Raw genomic sequence first — 20,357 nt, 5'->3', positions numbered from 1 at the left:
TGTTCTTTGATCGCTTCAATAGCTACTTTAGCCTTGAAAGAGGCACTGAATTTTCTTCTTGGTGTTTTCATTTTGACAGGGTTAATTTACAACTTAATTTCCTGTCCTATATTTGGGGAGTATTATATAGTAATACTGGATATGTGCTTTTAGCAACAATCATAGAACGAGTATCAGGCTTAACCTATTCTGAATTTATGAGCAAAGAAATTTTCCAGCCGCTTAAAATGGAAAACACTTTTATTTTTCATCGATTTCTTCAACCCAGAACAATTGAAAATTTAGCTCAAGGATATTTTTACTCCGATTCTTTAAAACAGAAAATCCCTGTTATAAATTCTAAATCAGATGATGAAGTTGTTTATTTAGACGGAATGGTTGGAGACGGAGCAATCAATTCCACTATTGGCGATTTATTTATTTGGGATAGAGCCATTCGAGACAATAAATTAATTAGTCAAAAGAGTAAAGAGTTAATGTTTTTAAACTCAAAAACTTTGAATAATGAAAGCACAGATTACGGATTTGGATGGATGCTAGAAGAAAATCCTGACATTGGAAAAATTGTTCTTCATACTGGAGATTGGGCAGGCTTTATTAATTATTTTGAAAGAGATATTAACAAGAATAATACAATTATACTTTTACAGAATGAAAAACTACCAACTACAAGAATGCCAAGAAATGGAATTAGAGAAGTTTTATACAAAGAAAAAGTAAACTAATAATATTTCCGTTTAATGTTTTAGTCAACTTCTTTTCATTCATGGTGGATATACTTGAAAATACCTTATCACAACATTCCCTCCCTACGGGAATATTTATTCTTAAAAATTTTAACTAACTTTCCCCTTCAGTTTCTTCCCTACAGGATCCTGATTTTCATGACCAAGAATACAACCCCCATTTAATGGCAAAAGCAGACATTGATTTTGAAAAAGAACTCTGGGATGCGGCGAACGAATTAAGAGGCGCGGTATCTGAGAACAACTATAAAAACTACATCTTACCCCTCGTTTTCGTAAAGCACCTTAGCGAACGTTATGAGGTGGTACGCGAGGAATTGAAGGAGCAGCTTAATGATCCCGAATCTGATTATTACTCTACAGATAAAGAAGAGATCAATTACGTCCTGGAAGACCGGGATGAATACCGTTCCCGGAATACTTTTAAAATTCCTGAAACCGCTTCCTGGCAATATTTGAAGGATAACGCCGAGCAGGATGATATCAAGGTGAAGGTTGATGATGCCTTTGAGGTGATCCAGGAGCTGTTAACGGGGTATAACCCCCAGCTGGTGAATATTCTGCCGCGGATCTTTGTGCGGAGTGAATTATCCCCCAAACAAACTGGCGGAATTATTAACCTGCTTTCCAAACCCAAATTTTCGGAAAAGGAAAATCCCGAAAGTGATGTTTTAGGCCGTATCTATGAATATTATATCGGCCGATTTGCAATGGCGGAAGGTTCGGGTGCGGGGCAGTTCTTTACGCCCGGAAGTATCGTAAGGCTACTGGTGGAATTGCTGGAACCTTACAAAGGCCGCATCTTTGATCCGGCTTGTGGGAGTGGCGGTATGTTTGTGCAGAGTTTGAAGTTCATCAAAGAACACGGCGGAAACAAAAAAGACATTGCGATCTATGGGCAGGAAATGACCGCTCAAACTTTGCGACTGTGCCTGATGAACCTGATGCTGCGGGACCTTTCTTTTGATATTAAACTGGGGAATTCTTTGCTCGATGACAAGTTCCCTAACCTTAAAGCCGATTACATCATTGCCAATCCTCCTTTTAATGTGAGCAACTGGCATCCTGAAGATCTGCCTGATGGCGATCCCCGTTTATTTGGTCCAAAGGAGGAATTCAGTACAGATGGCAGCGCCAATTATATGTGGATGCAAACCTTCTGGCACCATTTAAGCGACACCGGGACTGCCGGAATTGTAATGGCAAACGGCGCGATGACTTCCAATAATAAAGGTGAAAAAAATGTGCGGCAGCATATGGTGGACAATTCTATGATAGATGCCATTGTACGCATGCCCGATAAGCTGTTCCTTACCACCGGAATCCCTGCCTGCCTTTTTATCCTGAGCAAAAACCGCGACGGAAAAGACGGCACCCACCGCGAGCGCAATAACGAGATCCTGTTCCTGGATGCCTCCAAAATGGGCACAATGGCCAGCAGAAAACTGCGGGTTTTTAGTGATGATGATATTAGCCGAATTGCAGAGACCTACCACAACTGGAGAAACCGCGACGGAAATTACGAAGATGTTGACGGATTTGCTAAAGCAGCAACTATTACTGATGTACAAAAGCAGGATTACAAACTCACCCCGGGAATTTATGTAGGCACAGAAGCCGAAGAAGATGACGGGATCCCTTTTGAAGAAAAAATGGAGAGCCTAAAGGTGCAGTTATTAGAACAGTTCGAAAAAGGGGAAGAATTAGAGGAAAAAATAAAAGCAAATTTTAATAATTTATTCTTAAAGTAATGAATTTAGCAGAACTAATAAAAAAATCATACGGTAGTGCTGACCTTATTTTTGTCTCACACCAATTGGAAATCGATTATGCAAGAAAATCTTTAGAAGCCGCAGAAAATGAAAATGTGGGATATGAAGAATTTCTAGAAAAACATAAAGAATTTTTAAGATCGCAAAATTGTTCAGATGAACATATTGAAAGACAAATCTTAAAAGTTCAGGACTTAAGTAATTATTTCAGTAATGATTAAAACGGCAGGCAATATAAAATAGTAAGAAATGTTTAAACCTTTGTCGAACCGAAGGTCCGTGTTCGCTACTTTAGCGGGTTGACTTGCTGACAATCAAGCTCGCCAGCTCGCACTGTTTTTATTTGGATGCTGCCCCAAATTAGAAAAAAATGCTGACAGAAAATGAAATAGTTGAAAAAGTAACAAGCTTTCTTGAATTAAAAGGATATCATATTAAACAAAGTTTGACTACGAATCAGCAAGGAGTTGACATTATTGCCGAAACGGAAGTTGAAAAACTATACATCGAAGCAAAGGGCGGAACAAGCGCATCAGTGACCTCGAACAGATTTGGACTTCCATTTAGCAGGAACCAAGTCAAAACTCATATTTCTGTTGCAATATTGGCAACTATGAAAATTATTTCCAATTTGCCCGCAGGAAATCAAACTAGGGTAGGAATCGCATTACCTGACACAAAAGAACAGAGACAGGTCATTAATAACATAATTCCTGCACTAAAAAAACTTGAAATCAAAATATTTTGGGTTACTAATACTAAAGTTTCAATAGAGTAAAAATGATAATAGAATATCTCGGGAAAATATTTTTAGTAGAGTCAGTAAAAGAATCTGTCAAAGCAGTTTCTAAAGAAATTGTCAAAGGTAAAATAGACCAAGATCGCCGAGAAAGAATATCCTCAGCATTAATTGCAATTCAACAGGCTTCACTTGAAACTAGAAAATTTATAGATAACAAAGGGTATCGTGCAAACACGGATTTATCGAAAATGTGGAATGACGCACTAAAAAAATCACTTGATGCGGAATTGAAGAACTTACCCAGATTTTTACATAATAAAGCGAAATTTTGGGGTAAACCAGAGGATTGGCGAAATGAAAAAGCATCAATGGAATTAGTCCCTAAACTTTCCTATTTAGATGACCAATGCGATATGCTATTAATTCAATTGGAAAAATAAACTATTTGACAAAAATTCTTGCACATATTGACGAGTTCGGCACAAACTCAATAGAAGTTCATAAAGAAGGAGTTTCATCTCATTTCCTGATTTGTGCAACTTTAATAAAAGAGGAAAATTTAATTACTGGACAAAAAATAATTGACAAAGTCCGAAAAACTCATTTCCAAAATAGCGAAATAAAATCCTCAAAAGTAAAAAGAGCACATCACGCAAGAAGATTGACGATACTTAACGATTTAAATGAAATTGATTTTACAATTTATGTAATAGTAGTTGACAAAAAAGAAATTGATTCAGAAGGTTTAAGCATCAAACAATCGTTTTACAAATACTTCAATAAACAATTAGTAACTGACTTAAACAGAATAAACAATAAAATTACATTTATAGCAGACCAAATTGGAACTGCAGAATATCAAAAAAGTTTTCAGAAATATATAGAAAAAGAAGTTACTCAATATGATTTATTTAATGAGACCAAGCTATTCGAGTTTAGTGATAGTAAAGAAAATAATTTAATACAATTAAGTGATTTCATTGTTGGAAGTTTAGCCAAATGTTTCGATACAAAACACTTCCAAGAAAATTCATCTGATTATCTAAAGTTATTAAAAGACAAACTTAATGTTAGATTTTGGCCAAATAATGTAACCAACTATTTAAGAACAGATAAGGACACTGAAAATTTGGATCCGAAAATTGCGGAACTCTCTCTGAATTTAGTGAAAGTCTATATTGATAAAAATGAGTCCAAAGTTGAAACGGATATTACAGCTCAAATCTACCTTTTAAAATATTTAATGTTAATTCAAAAAATCAGTCCTCATTATTTCATTCAAACACACGAATTAATGGACAAACTTAAAAATGAAATTGGTTTAGAGTACTCTGTGAGACTATTTAGAAAAAATATTATAGGAAATTTAAGAGACAATAATGTAATTATTGTGAGTTCAAATAGTGGCGGATATAAGTTACCAGTAAACAAATCTGATTTAACTGAATTTGTAAATAGATACAACAGTATTTTACAACCTATGCTTTCGAGAATGAAGAAATGTAGAGATTCCATATTATTAGGTAGTTTCAATGAAATTGACATCTTGGAATATCCTGAATACGAATCTTTAAAAGAAATTATTGAATTGAAAAAATAATTTTGGGAAACAATATAACAATGCTCAAATCTGTGTTGAATCGAAACTCGCTGCTCGCTTGCTATGGTGATGGTCCTGGGGACAATCAAGCTCGCCAGCTCCCACTGTTTTGATAAAGACATCAGAAAAAATTTAAAAAACAAGCGGATGAACAACAAACAAATAATTATTACAGAAAATCACTCTGACATTGTAGAATCGCAAGTTCAGAAAATAACTGAATTTTTAGCAGATTTAGGGTTACCGTCCGACAATATTATTGCATCAAATCAAGAAAGAGGAATAATTAATCAAACTTTACCTGGTTATATTTCTCAACTTCCAGTTGAATTAAAAAAGGATGCTAGATATTTATCAAAGTTTGTTGTAGGTGCTGGATTTGGACTTTTTGATTATGCTTTGAATTCAATTTGGAATGAAGTGACCTTAGCGTTAAGAAACAAGGCTATTACTTATGGCTTGGATATTTTCTTTGATGCATCTGTAGGTGGTAAAATGCGAGAACTTTATAACTCGGAAGAAGATTTAGCTGGGTTAAAAGACAATACACTTTTAAACACCTGTAAAAAACTAGAGTTAATTAGTGAAACCACATATAAAAAACTTGCTCACATATTAGATATGCGTAATGATATTGGTATTTCGCATCCGACAAATTATACCATTAATGCTTTCGAACTAATGGGGTGGTTTCAAACTTGTATACAAGATGTTTTACAAGATATGCCATCCGATTCTGCAATTCAGGTTAAAGCATTTATTCAGAATTTAAAAAATTTAGAACAGACCATTGAAGATGACAAAGTAGAAAAAATTAAAGGGCAAATTTCAAGCCTTTCATCTTTACATTGTAGTAGAATATTAAGAACAATTTTTGGCTTATACGTTTCAGAAGACAGCAGCCAAATATTGAGAAAAAACATTTCGAAAATAATCCCCATTGTATGGAATGCATCAATTGATGATGTGAAATATAAAATTGGAATTATTCTCGAGGGTTACAATAATAATCTTCACACAAAAAAGTACGAAAAAGGATGTGAGTTTTTTGAGATTGCAAATGGTAATAAGTATAGAACAGAATCTGAAAGAGTAATTAATTTAGAAAATTTATCTAATGAATTAAGAGAAGCTCACTATGCTTACGATAATTACTATCACGAAGTGCCTGTCATTAAAAAGATAATGACATATTTTGAGGATTCAACGGATATTCCTAATGAAGTAGCATTAAACTTAATTCATTCAGTGATGTTATGCAGAATTGGTCGTGGATTGAGTTATAAGAGAGGGGTTTCACCGTCTGGAAAAGTATATTATGATAGATTTTTCAATATGCTAAAAGATGATTTTATACCATTATTTATAGCTCAATTATGCGAATTTGATATTCAACAAAAATTAAGCAGGAAAATATCAATGGAACAGGCTCTTGAGATGATATCAGAAGTTAAACATAATATCATTAACGAGAGATATATAGAATCTCTAGATTATCTACTGGAGAAATTTCCCAATACAGAAAGAGCAATTTTTAATACAGAATTTAAAAAATTAACATCTGGATTTCTGACTTGGGAAAAGAAATAAAAAAACGTTTGCTAATAACTAATAATCAATATTGATTGAGAGCACTCAAAAATGTCATTATTGACTACTATTTAAAAATTGTGATTAACCGAAAATTTCGTGTCACCTAACCGCAACTTGCGTTATTCGAAACGTTAAAAAAAGTAAACAACAACTAATGCCAGAGAATTGGAAAACATATAACCTTGGTGAATTAGTCGATTTGAAACAAGGATTAGCTATTAATAAAAAGACGAATCATCTATTATGTGATGCGGGCATTAACAGCATTCCTCTTTTTAAAATTAGAGATTTGCTTAATGATACTGTTGAACATTATGTAAAAGCTGATGAAGTACCTAGACAATGTATAGCTAAAAAAGAGGATCTGATTTATAGTAGAACTGGACAGGTGGGACACATTTTTAAAGGAAAAGTTGGCTGTATTCATAATAATTGCTTTAAAATAATACCTTCCGAAAAACTAGACAGCGGGTTTTTATATCACTATTTAAAAAATCCAGTAATACGACAATACGCGAATGACATAGCATCTGGTTCTGTTCAAAAAGATTTAAACCATACAGCTTTTAAATCTATACCTATTAAAGTTCCTGAAAACTTACAAGAACAAAAATCCATCGCCTCCATCCTTTCCGCTTTAGACGATAAGATCGAGCTCAACCTGCAGATGAACAAAATCCTGGAAGAAATGGCAATGGCTTTATACAAGCACTGGTTTGTTGATTTTGGGCCTTTTCAGGATGGGGAATTTGTAGATTCTGAATTGGGGGAAATTCCGAAGGGATGGGAGGTGCTTACTCTTTCAGATGTTACTTCAAAAATTACGGATGGTGCACATCACAGCCCTAAGTCCGTCGAAGAGGGAAAACCAATGGCTTCTGTTAAAGATATGGATCACTGGGGGTTTAATATTGAAACCTGTAGAAAGATTAGTGAAGTAGATTATCTTAAACTGACAAATCAAGGTTGTCGCCCATTGAAAAATGATGTAGTAATTGCAAAAGATGGAAGTTATCTAAAACACGCTTTCGTTATTGAAAAGGATTTAGACATCGTACTTCTATCTTCCATTGCTATTTTAAAACCAAATGGAAAACTCAATCCTCACCTATTAAATCTCAATCTTAAATTAGATTCAGTTAAGACGAGAATGAAAGCAATAGTTTCAGGTGCAGCAATACAGCGTATAGTTTTAAAAGAATTTCGAAAATTTCTAATAATAGTCCCTCCAAAACAAATTCAAGACTCCGCTCTTCAAAGTATTGAAAACCTAATGGAACAATGTTGGAACAATAATTCTGAAAACCAAACCCTCACCAAACTCCGCGACACCTTGCTACCCAAACTCATCAGCGGGGAAGTCCGCGTGAAAGATGTGGAGAAAACCTTAACGGAAGTCTTATGACACAAATGATCGAGATCACGGTACAAAAGGCTGCCATAGAGTGCCTTCAGGAGTTGGGGTATACCTATAAAGAAGGTAATTCCCTGCAGCGGGATCTCAATAAGGTGGTGCTGGAGGAGGATCTTCGGGATTTTTTAGTAAGCTCCTATCCCGGTGTTCCGGCAACCGCCATTAACGAAGCCCTTTCAGCTTTCACCCAGCACCAGGGAATGGATCTCGATCACCGCAACCGCGATTTTCACCTTAAAATGACCCAGGGGGTTTCCATTACCTGGAAAGATGCTTCGGGTAAAGAACAGGCCCGGCACCTCTACCCTATCAATTATAAAGAACCCGAGAAAAATACCTTTTTGTGTGCAGATGAAGTAAAGATCATTGGCAAGAACAGCCGCCGTACAGATCTGCTCGTTTTCGTCAACGGACTTCCGCTCATCGTTTTTGAATTCAAGAATATGTTTGATCCCGAGGTGGGTGTGGAAAACGCGCACCGGCAAATAGGGCATTACTTTCAGGATATTCCGCAGCTGTTTGATTACAATGCCATCACGGTAGTTTCAGATGGGCTGGAAACCCTGCACGGGATGTACAACTCGTCGCTTAAGTGGTTTGCTCCGTGGAAAAGTGTACACGGGGATGACCTTCAGCAGAAACAGGAACTTCAGCTGGAAACCTTGCTGAAGGGATTATTTCCGAAGAAAACCTTATTAAATTACCTGCAAAACTTCATTTTCCACGAAGACCACAACGGGAAAATAATCAAGAAAGGCGCAAAATATCACCAGTACTGGGGCATCAAAAAAGCGGTGGATAGTGCGGTGGAAAATATAAAACCCAACGGTGACGGTCGGCTCGGAGTGATCTGGCACACGCAGGGATCTGGTAAAAGCATTTCGATGGCCATCCTTACCGGGATCCTGAGGCAAATGCCCGAAATGAAAAATCCCACCATCCTCATCCAGGTAGACCGCAATGACCTGGACCAGCAACTCTATGAGAATTTTGTGCTGTGCAAAGACCTGGTGGGCCACGTACAACACGCCGATACCACAGATGAGCTGCGGGCCCTGCTGAGCACCGATGGCGGCGGGGTGATCTTTACCACCATTGAGAAATTCCGCTTAAAAGAACTGGCTTCGGGAAAAGAGCTCTCCCACCCTGTACTTTCTGAACGTTACAACCTGATCGTGATGGCAGATGAAGCCCACCGCACCCAGTACGGGTTCCATAGCGGCGGCTTTGCGCAGAACATAAGACGCGCCTTACCCAATGCTTCCTTTATAGGCTTCACCGGAACGCCCGTAGATGGCAAAGATGCCGATACCCAACAGGTATTTGGCCCCACCATTCACACCTACGATATCAAACAGGCCGTGGAAGACGGTGCCACGGTGCCCATTTATTACGAGCCAAAAATGGTTCCGCTCAACATCAAAGCCAAATATGACAAGGAGCTGGATGAAATGGAAGAAGATGAAGACGAGGAGAACAATACCGTTTGGGCAGCGATAGAAGATGCCGCCGGGGCCAGTGACCGGGTGGAAAGAGTTGCCAAAGACATCCTCACCCATTTCAAGGCTAGGACAGAAAGCCTGGAAGGCAAAGCGATGATCGTGTGTATGAGCCGGAAGAACTGCGTAAAAATGTACAACGCCCTCACCGCGCAGGAAGATTGCCCTGAAATAGCCGTGATAATGACCGGAAACATCAGCAAAGATCCTACAGACTGGAATCAACACATACGCACCAAAGATGCGATGGAAGCCATTAAAAAGCGTTTCCGTACACCTGAGGATCCGCTGCAAATTGTGATCGTTCGCGATATGTGGCTAACGGGATTTGATGCCCCCTGCGCCCATACGATGTACGTGGATAAAATAATGAAAGGCCATAACCTGATGCAGGCCATTGCAAGGGTAAACAGGGTTTTCAAGGACAAACCCAACGGACTCGTAGTGGATTTTATAGGAATTTCCGGCTTCCTGGCCGAAGCCACCAAAAAATACACCGCCGGAGGTGGGGAAGGAAAACCCACTTTGGATCTCGACGCCGCGGTGAAAATTTGCCTGGAGCAGTTTGGGAAAGTGAAAGATCTGATAGGGGATTTTGATGCGGAAACCATAAATGCATTATCCTCTATGGACAGGATGAAATGGTCCAACTCTAAAGTGAACAGCCTTTTAGAGTCTGATGCCGTCACCGATGCCTTTTTGCTCGAAGAGCGGAAGCTGGCAGAACTGGTGGCAATGACAAGCTCAGATCCGCGTGTTTGGGAGATACAGGAAGAGCTGGCGATCATTCAGAAGATCAGGCAGCTTATAAGAAAGATCAAATTCCCGCCCGGTCCGCGCAGGGAGAAGAACGAAAAGATAAAAGACCTGATCAGCAAATCCCTGGAATCCCAGGAAATTGTAGACCTGGCAAAAATGTACAACCTCGATAAGATCGATATTTCCATAGTAGACGATCGCTTCCAGGCCATAGTAAAGGAAAAAGGCGACGAGAATATCAAAGTAGAATTGCTGCGCAGGATCATCAATGACGAGATTCGGGTGCGGATGCCCAAAAACATCCGCCGGATGCGGAAGTTAAAGGATGAATTGGATAAGGTTCTTAGCAACTATCACAAAAACAGCCTAGATTCTATAGCAGCAATAAAGCACTTACTTGACCTTGCAAACGAATTCCAACAGGATGACATCAGGACCAAACAACTCGGTTTAACCGAAGATGAACTGGCATTCTATGACCTCTTATCTGCCAACGAAAAATTACTCAACCAAACCGGCCCCATCCAGGACCTGGTGCATAAAGTAGTAGATTCGGTAAAGAAAAACCTCCAGCTCGACTGGACCAAAAAAGAAGACGCTCGCGCCGCCATTCGCCTGGCAGTGAAAAAGGAATTACGAGGCAAAGTGCCATTTTCTGAACTGGATAATTTATTGAAAGAAGTAATTGAACAAGCTGAAGGGCAATATGGGGATTGGCCGTTGGAGGCTTAGGAAATTGGAAAATGAAAGAATCTATAAACTATTAGCGTAAGTTAATTGGATGAATAGAAATTTAAAATCAACTACCAGGAATAAGCTAGAAGTCCAATGAGCTTTTCTAATAAAAAAAGACAATAATGAATCGGGAATCACAAAATATCGAATGGAAGGAATCCTGGCGGGATGATTATTTTAAATGGATCTCTGGATTTGCTAATGCCCAGGGTGGTATTCTGTTTATAGGGAAGGATGATGAAGGGGAGGTTAAACATTTGCCCAATGCAAGAAAACTATTGGAAGATATTCCAAATAAGGCCCGGGATATATTAGGTTTAATGCTGGATGTGAACTTGCATTCAGAAGAAGATAAGGAGTATTTGGAAATTGTAGTAGAACCTTACCCTTTTCCTATTAGTTTAAGGGGTAAATATTACTACCGTTCCGGGAGCACCCTTCAAGAATTAAAAGGAGCGTCGCTAACCAAATTTTTATTAGAAAGGCAAGGTAAAAAATGGGATGCGGTTCCGGTTCCAAACGTTGAGATCTCGAGTTTAAAAGATGAGACTTTTTCTTTTTTTAAATCTAAGGCAGCCAAAAATAATAGGTTAGCATCTGAAGATTTGCAGGAATCTAACCAGGAATTACTGGAAAGTCTGCATCTATATCTGGACGAGGAAAAACTATTAAAACGGGCAGCGATTCTTTTGTTCCATCCAAAGCCCGAGAAATTCATAACCGGAGCATATATTAAAATAGGCTTTTTTGAATCTGATGATGACTTAAAGTTTCAGGATGAAATAAAAGGCAATCTAATAGAACAGGCCGAAGAGGCGCTTGATTTGCTTAGAACCAAATATGACAATGCGGCTGTTTCTTATAAGGAGGGAGTTAGGGAAGAAAAATTCACTTTTCCGCAGGATGCAATTAGGGAAGCATTATTGAATGCTATTGCCCATAAAGATTACAGTAGTGGGATACCTATTCAAATCAGTGTGTACCGCGATAGAATTATTTTCTGGAATGAAGGGCAGTTACCGGAAAATTGGACGGTAGACCGATTAACACAAAAGCATCCTTCTAAACCTTTTAATCCTGATATAGCGAATACCTTATTCCGCGCCGGTTATATTGAATCCTGGGGCAGAGGAACAATAAAAATTATCAATGCATGTAAGGAGCATAAAATTGCTCCTCCAATATTCTCTAATAACCCCCCTGATTTTCAGGTAGAACTAATAAGATATTCAGAGGGAGGGCTTAAAGAGAGAGGGCTTAAAGATGAGCTTATACAAATAGTCCTTTACGTTCAGGCTAATGAAATTATTACGAATTCTGAAGTCCAAAAACTTTGTGAAGTGAGTAAAGCAACTGCAACCCGATACCTGAAAGAACTTGAAGATAATTTTATTGAGAAAATGGGAACCACAGGGGTAGGTACTGTATATGTTTTGAAAGGACTCAATAAGGGCTCATAATCTATATTTTAATGGGCTCAACAAGGGCTCACTGAAAAGAGTAAAAGAAATATAAAAGAGTATAACCCTAGTGATATCAATAGGTTTCAGCGATTGAATAAGGGCTCATTGAATTCTCATAACGAAAGATACAAGGGTTCGATAAGGGCTCAATAAGTTGAAATATAATAAAGTATAAAAACAATATAGATGGCATTTAAAATTTTTAAAAATGAGATTTATAACCAAAAACAAACGTTTCTTATCAAAGAAATAACAAAGAAAATTTAATTTAAAATTTATAAGCCCAACATTTACAAGGGTTTGCTTAAGGATCAAACAAACAAAGCTTAACAAAGAAACTCTGTTTTTAAACAAAGAAAAGATATAATCATTCTAATTATAACAGATGAATTTCAGTTCCTTATTAAGCCAACACAATTTAAAGAATCAGACAGGATAAACAGATCAGCTTTTTTGTTTTAATAAGTTGGCGAAGCTATGTCATGGCGATATAACTTGTAATGGGTTTATCAATTCCTGCTAATTCCTTTAAATCTTTATTTTACACCGGATCTTCTCAGCCTTTAACATTGAATTATTCGTTAATTTTAAGTTAAAGGTGTCTAATTCGGGGGCACTCTAAAATGACCTAACCGAAAGGCTTTGTAAATAAGGGGTAAGAGGGAATTAAAGCACTCCCGCCTCGAGTACTTTTCAGATATCAAATAACATCAAAACCCCGTAAAACTCAATGTTTACGGGGTTTCTATTTTTCTACAATATTAAATAATATAATTTAACTACATCTAAAAGGTGTCTAATTCGGTGGCACTTAGAGAATGAAAATAAGTGCGCCCGAATCACATATAAAGCCCTGTTAAATAAGTGTTTAAGACTTTGAAGCGATATTTATTCAAATTAAAAGCTAAAAAGGATGCAAGATTTACTGTCAATATTATTTTATGTAAGAAAGAGCAAGGATAAAAATGCTACTCACGCCAGTGTTTACCCATGATGGGAAACGAGCTGGAACCAGCACAATGCAGAAAGTCCTAAGACTTGCACATTTCAACAGCCTAATTAAATTTTTCAGCAATGTTTAGATAATCTTATTTAGATTCACGAAGATTCTCTGCTATAACAGGAATAATGACATAATCTTGATTGAGTTGATTTGCTACTGAAATTACTTCTTTAAAGTTTTCAAAGTCACCTTTTATAAGTGAATTACCATCGTAATGACCGCTAGGAGATGTCTGTTTTTTTTAAGAGTTCTTCTTTTAGTTCGGCAGCCCAATCCCCAAAAGCTCTCCTTATTATATCCATAAGTTTCTATCTCATTAAAACCGATATCGGCTAGTGTCTTTAAGATTTGTTTGGGGTTATCATTAATTGTTTCTCTTAATGAATAAAGCTGAAGCCCTATAGACAACTTTTCTTTAGAGGTAAAATTGAAACCTGGAGCGATTGAGCAGGCTACAAATGCCAGTTTGATAAATTTCCTTCTATGTATCATAATTATATTTTTAAAATATAGTTTTTTATAAAGCTTAAGAAAATAGGCTTTTAATTACCTAATCTAAATACAATTTATTATTAAAGATCCATTAATTAATCTAAAAATTTCAATAATGAAAGAATAATACAATAAAGTGATTAAATAGTATTATCCAGAGTTTAACTGATGGTATAATTTAGATCTTCATAATTTGAAGAAAACCACGTTACATTTATTAATGTTAATTTTTTTCGTTTTAGTTTTTTACTTTTAAAAATAGATGCCAAAATTTGATAATTAAGAAATCAATGAATAAGAAAAACACCTATAAAACATTTCCTGAAAAATTTGATGCTATCGTTATAGGCACTGGAATAACGGGAGGATGGGCAGCAAAAGAACTCTGTGAAGGAGGATTACAAACTCTTGTGCTGGAACGAGGACGAATGGTAGAGCATATTAAGGATTATTCTACAATGAATGATGACCCATGGGATTATAAATTTAAAGGGCAGGTAACCAGAGAAGAGCTTAAAAGGCAAGAGAAACAGGCTAGAACGGGATATACTATTAACGATACCAGTAAGCATTGGTTCGTAGACGATATAGACCATCCTTATAACGAGAAAAAGCGTTTTGACTGGATTAGAGGTTATCATGTTGGGGGAAAATCACTAATGTGGGCCCGAATGTCTTTTAGGTGGAGTAATTTGGATTTTGAGGCCAATAAAAAGGACGGTTTTGGAGTAGACTGGCCAATACGCTATAAAGATCTTGAAGCCTGGTATGAGAAAGTAGAAAAGTATATTGGGATAAGTGGAAAGGCCGAAGGTCTCCCACAGCTTCCCGATAGTATTTTTACTCCGGAAATGCCTTTAAATTGTGTGGAGGAAGAACTCAGAGAAGGAGTTGCCGCACACTTTGGCGACAGAAAGATTATCAATTCCCGGGTTGCAAACTTAACCGATCCGGAGGGACGGGAAGGAAGATCAAATTGTCAATTCCGGAATCGTTGTATTAGAGGATGTCCTTATGGGGCGTATTTTAGCAGTAATTCCTCAACACTTCCCGCGGCCGAACGCACTGGAAATATGACCCTCCGGCCCAATTCTATTGTTCATGAGATCATCTATGACGAAGACCGGGGTAAAGCTGTTGGAGTAAAGGTTATTGATGCTCAAACCAAAGAAAGTCTGGAATTTTATAGTGAAATTATCTTCTGCTGTGCAGGCGCCATTCCTACTACTTCTATTCTAATGCAGTCTAAATCGGAAAGATTTCCCAATGGACTCGGAAATGACAGCGGAGAGCTGGGTCATAATCTTATGGACCATCATTTTAAAGTTGGAGCTACAGGAAAATCAGATAATCATTTAGAGGACTATTATAAGGGAAGAAAACCTGCAGGATTCTTTGTGCCTCGATTTAGAAATATAGATGAGAAAAGCAAAAGGAGCGATTTTGTTAGAGGTTATGGAATGCAAGGTGGTGCAAGCAGATCTGACTGGACAAAGGCAATAGGTGAGCTTCAGTACGGGGAGGAACTCAAAAAAGCAATTGTAGAACCTGGGGAATGGCAGATTGGAATAAATTGTTTTGGAGAATGTTTGCCTTATCACGACAACAAAATGTCGCTTAATTATGACAAGCTCGACGAATGGGGATTACCAACAATTACATTTGATTGTGAATATAAGGAAAATGAAATGGCAATGCGGAAGGATGCAAAACAGGAAGCTGTAACCATGCTTAAAAAGGCAGGTTTTAAAGAGGTAAAGGGATACGAAGAGCCTTGCTTCCCTGGCAATGGAATTCACGAGATGGGAACAGCCAGGATGGGCCGGGACCCCAGAACATCTGTTTTAAATGGAAACAATCAGGTTCATACTGTACCTAATGTTTATGTTACTGATGGTTCTTGTATGGCATCCTCAGCCTCTCAAAACCCATCCTTAACCTATATGGCGATAACTGCCAGGGCGGCAAATCACGCAATAGCAGAATTCAATAAATAAATTTTTAGGTAAAGATCCTATTGAAACAATTCACTGCGAGATATAAGAATATAATAATGTAAATTATTACATAAGTATTTAAACATGTTTTAATTTTTAAGAATTATTTCTTGTCATTTATGTAAAAAAGCTTTTACTTCGTTTCTATTAACGAAAGTTTAAGAGTATTGGTTAACTAACCATGAATATTAAAAGTATGAGAAACCTCTTAATTGTGTCAAGTTTTGTAGTCGTTAATTAAAAGAGAGTGTTTTTTTGCACTCTTTAATTTTCAATTTAGCTTAACTAAACTTGGGATTTAATCAATCTCGGGATAACTTAATAGTGATGAAAAAACAAAGACGTTCTTTTTTAAAGAATCTTGGTCTCGCAGGAGCTACCGCAGCCATTATGCCTTCTGCTTTTGCCTCTGAAACAAAACAAACTAAATTCCTGGAAAGGAGGGCTGCAAATATATTCGGTTCTAAACCCCTGGGGCTGGCTTTAATTGGTGCGGGTGGAATGGGCGTAGCCGATGCAAAAACAGCATTGGAACACGACAATATTAAGATGCTTGCCGTCTGTGATTTGTATGACGGAAGACTGGAAGAATCCAAAACCCGATGGGGTGAGGATATATTTCTCACCAAAGATTATAAAGATATCCTGAAAAGGGAGGATGTCGATGCGGTAATAGTCGCCACACCAGATCACTGGCACAAACAAATAAGCATTGATGCATTAAAAGCAGGTAAACATGTTTACTGCGAGAAACCTATGGTACACTCTGTCGAAGAGGGTCACGAACTGATCAATGCCTGGAAGAAATCGGGTAAAGTTCATATGGTAGGGAGCCAGGGCTTATCTTCCTTGGGGAATGAAAAAGCTAAACAATTACTTGCCCAGGGTGCAATTGGAGATATAAATTATGCCGAAGGTTTCTGGGCAAGAAATTCCCCATTTGGAGCCTGGCAATATCCTATTCCTCCAGATGCCTCCCCTCAAACTGTAGATTGGCAAAAATTTATTGCAAATGCCGAAAAACGTCCCTTCGATGCAAAAAGGTTCTTTCGATGGAGGAATTATCTTGATTATGGTACCGGGATGGCCGGGGATTTATTTGTTCACCTTTTTTCAAGCCTTCATTTTATAACTGGTTCCATGGGGCCTAACCAAATTGCAGCTACCGGGGGGCTTAGGTACTGGCATGATGGTAGGGAAGTACCCGATGTGCTACTTGGAATGTTTGATTATCCCAAAACGGACAACCATCCTGCTTTTAATCTTTCATTGCGATGCAATTTCGTTGATGGTACCAGCGGAAGCACCTACCTGAAAATTGTAGGTAGTAAAGGTTCTATGGATGTTACCTGGGATGATGTAACGCTAAAACAAAATGACGTTGCCGCTTCAAATGATCCTTTCATGGAGGAAAAGGGTAGGGAGCAGAGTCAAACACGTAGTGACCGTAAAAAGATTCTCCCACCTTCAGAAACCTTTTACAAGGTTGAAAAAGGCTATAGAGGAGCTCATTACGATCATTTTGCTAATTTCTTTGAAGCTATAAGGAATAATGGGCAGGTAGTAGAAGATCCGGTATTTGGATTCAGGGCAGCCGCTCCAGCCTTGCTTTGTAATGAAAGCTACCGGCAAAACAAATTTATAGGTTGGGACCCGGAAAAGATGGAAATGATATAATACTATATACTGCAGATGCAAAAACTAATCCCCGAAAGCTTTTTATTAGCCTTATTAATTTCTGCTGTTCCCTTTGAAAATCAAACATCTCGAAATTTAAATGCCACAGAAAGGAATTTCGGAATTTTTGAAAATGAGGTCACTGTCGGAGATATTACTTTTATTGGAGAGCTGGAGTATAACCCCTCCCTGCAGGAATATTCGTTTTTATTTTCCGAAGATCAAAAGGTAGATGGTGATGAGCCAAAAGTTATAGCTTACGTATATGGCGGGCAGGGTACAATTAATGTCCCCAGCTGGTCCGGGGATAGTAAGCATATTTCATTTGTTACTAATACCGCGTGTTATTAAAACTTATTAAAACCATAAATAATTATGAAAAAAATAATCCTAAGTGTCTTTACTGTTACCGCTTTGATAGCCTGTAAAAATTCTTCAGAAAATTCAGAAAATGAAGCGGAAGTAAAAGTAGAAGAAAAGGAAGAACAATCAAGTCAGGAAGGAGATTGGCAACATCTCTTTGACGGCGAAAATGCTGATGGCTGGCGGGCATACAATGGGGAAGACGGAGAAGGTCTTCCTGAGGGTTGGATTATAGAAGATAGCACATTGAAGTCTCTTGGTAAGGGAGGTGATATTGGAGGAGATATAGTTTATGGAGAGGAAGAATTTGGAGAATTTGAACTATATCTTGAATGGAAAATTTCTCCTGAAGGAAATAGCGGTGTTTTTTACCATGTGATAGAGGATGAAAAATATGATGCGCCTTACTTTGCAGCTCCCGAATACCAGATCATAGATCAACTTGGTTTTCCTCAGGAACTGGAGTCATGGCAATCTATTGGAGGAGATTATGGAATGTATGATCCTGAATATAATGAAGATGATCTAAAAGAAATTGGAGAATGGAATTCCAGCAGGATCAAATTCACCAACGAGAAAGTTACCTACTGGTTAAATGGTAAAAAAACTCTTGAATTTGAACCCTGGTCTGAAGACTGGCAGAAAAGAAAGGAAGAAGGAAAATGGAAAGAATTCCCGGACTATGGAAAAGCCAAATCCGGACTAATTGGTCTGCAGGACCATGGCAGTTTTACCTGGTTTAGAAATATAAAAATTAAAAAACTATAAAAGATGAAGAATATAGGAATTGTATTGGCTCTTTTGTTTGTGACCTTAGCAGGCTGTAAATCGGAATCCAATCTTTTTAATGGAAAAGACCTGGATGGGTGGCAGGTGTATGGTACCGAGAAATGGTATGTACAAGATGGTTTACTGGTTGCCGAGAGCGGTCCGGACGCCGAATACGGTTATCTGGGGACCGATAAGGAATATAAAGACTTTGAATTGGAACTGGAGTTTTTGCAGGAAGCAGATGGCAACAGCGGAGTCTTTTTTCGCTCCGATATTGAAGGCACAAAAATTTCAGGTTGGCAGGTTGAGGTCGCACCACCGGATTTACATACAGGCGGTGTTTATGAATCCTACGGGAGAGGCTGGCTTATTAAACCCGAGAGTAATAAGGAAACTGTTCTCAACTATGGAGAATGGAATAAGATGAAAATAAGAGTCAAAGGTGACAGGGTTCAAACCTGGCTCAATGGTACGGAAATGGTTGATTTTTCTGATGAGAAAATTGGTGAGGCCAACGGAAAGATAGCGCTGCAAATCCATGATGGAGGTGGTATAAAAGTACTTTGGAGAAATATGAAAATTAAAAAATTAAAGTAAAGTCATTAGCTAGCAGTGTTACAGTTGATTTGTTAGCTAGCGTCTGTTTCTTTGAGAGCAGACGCTTTTTTTATTTTCTTAAATCTGGAAATATCTTATAAAATTAGAATATCTAAAGAACTCTTTTTATTCCACTAAATTCATCACGATATTGGCTTGGGGTGCAGTTTTTACTCTTTTTAAAAACACGGTTAAAATTAGCAATGTTATTAAAACCACATTTAAAAGCGATCTCGGCGATGCTCAGGTCCTTTTCTATTAACCATCGTGAGGCATAACCAATTCTGGTATCATTAATATATTCTATAAAAGTTTTTCCGGTTCTTTTTTTTATGAAGCGATTAAAAGATACCTGGCTCATATTTACCAGTTCTGAAATTTCTGAGAGTAAGATTTTATTATGGTAATTTTCCTGAACGTACTCATAGATTATTTTAATCTTGTCGCTATTTTCGAAATCTTTATTTGTGGAAATATAAGAAGATAACAGCCTTTGGTTTCTTGAATTCGCCAAATCGTGAAGTATCGAGATTAGCTCCAAAAGATAATCTATGCTATCAATTTTAGATAATCTAATTAACCTCGGTTTTATTTCAACAGCGATCTTTTCTGAAAATAGAATGCCGTGGGCAGATCTTTCAAACATATCTTTTATAGGCTTCATAATACGCCTGCTAAGTAATTTTGAATCAAATAGATCCTCGTGAAACTGGATAGTAACCTCGTGTATTTTGTTACTGGTACAATTGTGCTGCTGCCATCCATGTTGAATATTTGGCCCCACCAGCACTAGTTCAATTTCATGTATCTCTTCCATACTATCTCCCACTACCCGTCTTACCCCATTTCCATTTATCACAAGATTGAGCTCAAACTCCGGATGAAAATGGATAGGAAAATCAAAATCGTTCTTAATTCGGTCAAAAACCAGAAAACTATCCTCAGGTGATAAAGGTGTGATTTCTCTGTGTATATATTTATTCATAGTAAAAAGGACTTCAGGTAGAAAGAATTTTACCATTAAATAACCAAATCATATCAAGTTAATAAAATGAAGGGTGCTATTTTTGAAATTCTCCAATAACTAACTTTAAAAAAAGGAATACTAAATTTTATAGGCTAAATATAAAATAA

General features: G+C 37.5%; 17 protein-coding genes. 15 read left to right on the top strand and 2 right to left on the bottom strand.

Annotated elements, in window-relative coordinates; all coding sequences use genetic code 11:
• From LB467_RS09880 to LB467_RS09835, 10 genes are all read left to right on the top strand, one after another.
• The coding region (locus LB467_RS09880; protein WP_224473868.1) for a serine hydrolase domain-containing protein at positions 1-725 on the top strand (725 nt) is incomplete at its 5' end.
• A 185-nt stretch (positions 726-910) separates the two neighbouring features.
• Complete coding sequence (locus tag LB467_RS09875) at positions 911-2,497, top strand: type I restriction-modification system subunit M (RefSeq protein WP_224473867.1); 1,587 nt, start codon at positions 911-913, stop codon at positions 2,495-2,497.
• Positions 2,497-2,739, top strand: a complete 243-nt coding sequence (locus LB467_RS09870) for a hypothetical protein (RefSeq protein WP_224473866.1) — start codon at positions 2,497-2,499, stop codon at positions 2,737-2,739. The genes LB467_RS09875 and LB467_RS09870 overlap by 1 nt, the downstream gene beginning before the upstream one ends.
• Before the next feature lie 149 nt (positions 2,740-2,888).
• Complete coding sequence (locus LB467_RS09865) at positions 2,889-3,296, top strand: hypothetical protein (RefSeq protein ID WP_224473865.1); 408 nt, start codon at positions 2,889-2,891, stop codon at positions 3,294-3,296.
• Positions 3,297-3,298: 2 nt separating this feature from the next.
• A complete protein-coding gene (locus LB467_RS09860; protein WP_224473864.1) occupies positions 3,299-3,700 on the top strand; it encodes a hypothetical protein in 402 nt (133 codons plus the stop codon).
• A gap of 5 nt (positions 3,701-3,705) precedes the next feature.
• Positions 3,706-4,860 (top strand): DUF3800 domain-containing protein, encoded by a 1,155-nt coding sequence (locus LB467_RS09855; protein ID WP_224473863.1) that lies wholly within the window; start codon positions 3,706-3,708, stop codon positions 4,858-4,860.
• 147 nt (positions 4,861-5,007) lie between these two features.
• On the top strand, positions 5,008-6,450 hold the full coding sequence (locus tag LB467_RS09850; protein ID WP_224473862.1) for a hypothetical protein: 1,443 nt from the start codon (positions 5,008-5,010) through the stop codon (positions 6,448-6,450).
• Between the two features lie 157 nt (positions 6,451-6,607).
• Positions 6,608-7,858: a restriction endonuclease subunit S gene (locus tag LB467_RS09845; RefSeq protein WP_224473861.1), complete on the top strand. Its 1,251-nt coding sequence runs from the start codon at positions 6,608-6,610 to the stop codon at positions 7,856-7,858.
• On the top strand, positions 7,855-10,857 hold the full coding sequence (locus LB467_RS09840) for a type I restriction endonuclease subunit R (protein WP_224473860.1): 3,003 nt from the start codon (positions 7,855-7,857) through the stop codon (positions 10,855-10,857). The genes LB467_RS09845 and LB467_RS09840 overlap by 4 nt, the downstream gene beginning before the upstream one ends.
• Positions 10,858-10,982: 125 nt before the next feature.
• Positions 10,983-12,320 carry an ATP-binding protein gene (locus LB467_RS09835; RefSeq protein ID WP_224473859.1) on the top strand — a complete coding sequence of 446 codons (1,338 nt, stop codon included), beginning with the start codon at positions 10,983-10,985 and terminating at the stop codon, positions 12,318-12,320.
• A 1,198-nt stretch (positions 12,321-13,518) separates the two neighbouring features.
• Here LB467_RS09835 and LB467_RS09830 read toward each other — a convergent pair.
• Complete coding sequence (locus tag LB467_RS09830) at positions 13,519-13,818, bottom strand: hypothetical protein (RefSeq protein WP_224473858.1); 300 nt, start codon at positions 13,816-13,818, stop codon at positions 13,519-13,521.
• 290 nt (positions 13,819-14,108) lie between these two features.
• Between LB467_RS09830 and LB467_RS09825 the strand changes: the two genes are divergently transcribed.
• From LB467_RS09825 to LB467_RS09805, 5 genes are all read left to right on the top strand, one after another.
• Positions 14,109-15,815 carry a GMC oxidoreductase gene (locus LB467_RS09825; RefSeq protein ID WP_224473857.1) on the top strand — a complete coding sequence of 569 codons (1,707 nt, stop codon included), beginning with the start codon at positions 14,109-14,111 and terminating at the stop codon, positions 15,813-15,815.
• Positions 15,816-16,142: 327 nt separating this feature from the next.
• Positions 16,143-17,492 (top strand): Gfo/Idh/MocA family protein, encoded by a 1,350-nt coding sequence (locus LB467_RS09820; protein ID WP_224473856.1) that lies wholly within the window; start codon positions 16,143-16,145, stop codon positions 17,490-17,492.
• Positions 17,493-17,507: 15 nt separating this feature from the next.
• Complete coding sequence (locus LB467_RS09815) at positions 17,508-17,843, top strand: hypothetical protein (protein WP_224473855.1); 336 nt, start codon at positions 17,508-17,510, stop codon at positions 17,841-17,843.
• A gap of 24 nt (positions 17,844-17,867) precedes the next feature.
• The gene (locus LB467_RS09810) at positions 17,868-18,623 is read left to right on the top strand and encodes a 3-keto-disaccharide hydrolase (RefSeq protein ID WP_224473854.1); all 756 of its coding nucleotides are present in this window, start codon (positions 17,868-17,870) and stop codon (positions 18,621-18,623) included.
• A gap of 3 nt (positions 18,624-18,626) precedes the next feature.
• Positions 18,627-19,223: a 3-keto-disaccharide hydrolase gene (locus LB467_RS09805; RefSeq protein WP_224473853.1), complete on the top strand. Its 597-nt coding sequence runs from the start codon at positions 18,627-18,629 to the stop codon at positions 19,221-19,223.
• Between the two features lie 112 nt (positions 19,224-19,335).
• Here the strand turns inward: LB467_RS09805 and LB467_RS09800 are convergent, their stop codons facing one another.
• Positions 19,336-20,208: an AraC family transcriptional regulator gene (locus LB467_RS09800; RefSeq protein WP_224473852.1), complete on the bottom strand. Its 873-nt coding sequence runs from the start codon at positions 20,206-20,208 to the stop codon at positions 19,336-19,338.
• Positions 20,209-20,357: the final 149 nt, after the last annotated feature.

This window comes from Salegentibacter tibetensis, assembly GCF_020164485.1.
Classification (GTDB): domain Bacteria; phylum Bacteroidota; class Bacteroidia; order Flavobacteriales; family Flavobacteriaceae; genus Salegentibacter; species Salegentibacter tibetensis.
The sequence above is the reverse complement of the archived record's forward strand: the minus strand, read 5'-3'. Positions and strand labels throughout refer to the sequence as shown.

Coding starts and splice junctions, on each gene's coding strand:
- LB467_RS09815 (WP_224473855.1), top strand. CDS start 17,508: ATGCAAAAACTAATCCCCGAAAGCTTTTTATTAGCCTTATTAATTTCT.
- LB467_RS09825 (WP_224473857.1), top strand. CDS start 14,109: ATGAATAAGAAAAACACCTATAAAACATTTCCTGAAAAATTTGATGCT.
- LB467_RS09870 (WP_224473866.1), top strand. CDS start 2,497: ATGAATTTAGCAGAACTAATAAAAAAATCATACGGTAGTGCTGACCTT.
- LB467_RS09840 (WP_224473860.1), top strand. CDS start 7,855: ATGACACAAATGATCGAGATCACGGTACAAAAGGCTGCCATAGAGTGC.
- LB467_RS09800 (WP_224473852.1), bottom strand. CDS start 20,208: ATGAATAAATATATACACAGAGAAATCACACCTTTATCACCTGAGGAT.
- LB467_RS09860 (WP_224473864.1), top strand. CDS start 3,299: ATGATAATAGAATATCTCGGGAAAATATTTTTAGTAGAGTCAGTAAAA.
- LB467_RS09845 (WP_224473861.1), top strand. CDS start 6,608: ATGCCAGAGAATTGGAAAACATATAACCTTGGTGAATTAGTCGATTTG.
- LB467_RS09805 (WP_224473853.1), top strand. CDS start 18,627: ATGAAGAATATAGGAATTGTATTGGCTCTTTTGTTTGTGACCTTAGCA.
- LB467_RS09835 (WP_224473859.1), top strand. CDS start 10,983: ATGAATCGGGAATCACAAAATATCGAATGGAAGGAATCCTGGCGGGAT.
- LB467_RS09875 (WP_224473867.1), top strand. CDS start 911: ATGGCAAAAGCAGACATTGATTTTGAAAAAGAACTCTGGGATGCGGCG.
- LB467_RS09820 (WP_224473856.1), top strand. CDS start 16,143: ATGAAAAAACAAAGACGTTCTTTTTTAAAGAATCTTGGTCTCGCAGGA.
- LB467_RS09850 (WP_224473862.1), top strand. CDS start 5,008: ATGAACAACAAACAAATAATTATTACAGAAAATCACTCTGACATTGTA.
- LB467_RS09810 (WP_224473854.1), top strand. CDS start 17,868: ATGAAAAAAATAATCCTAAGTGTCTTTACTGTTACCGCTTTGATAGCC.
- LB467_RS09830 (WP_224473858.1), bottom strand. CDS start 13,818: ATGATACATAGAAGGAAATTTATCAAACTGGCATTTGTAGCCTGCTCA.
- LB467_RS09865 (WP_224473865.1), top strand. CDS start 2,889: ATGCTGACAGAAAATGAAATAGTTGAAAAAGTAACAAGCTTTCTTGAA.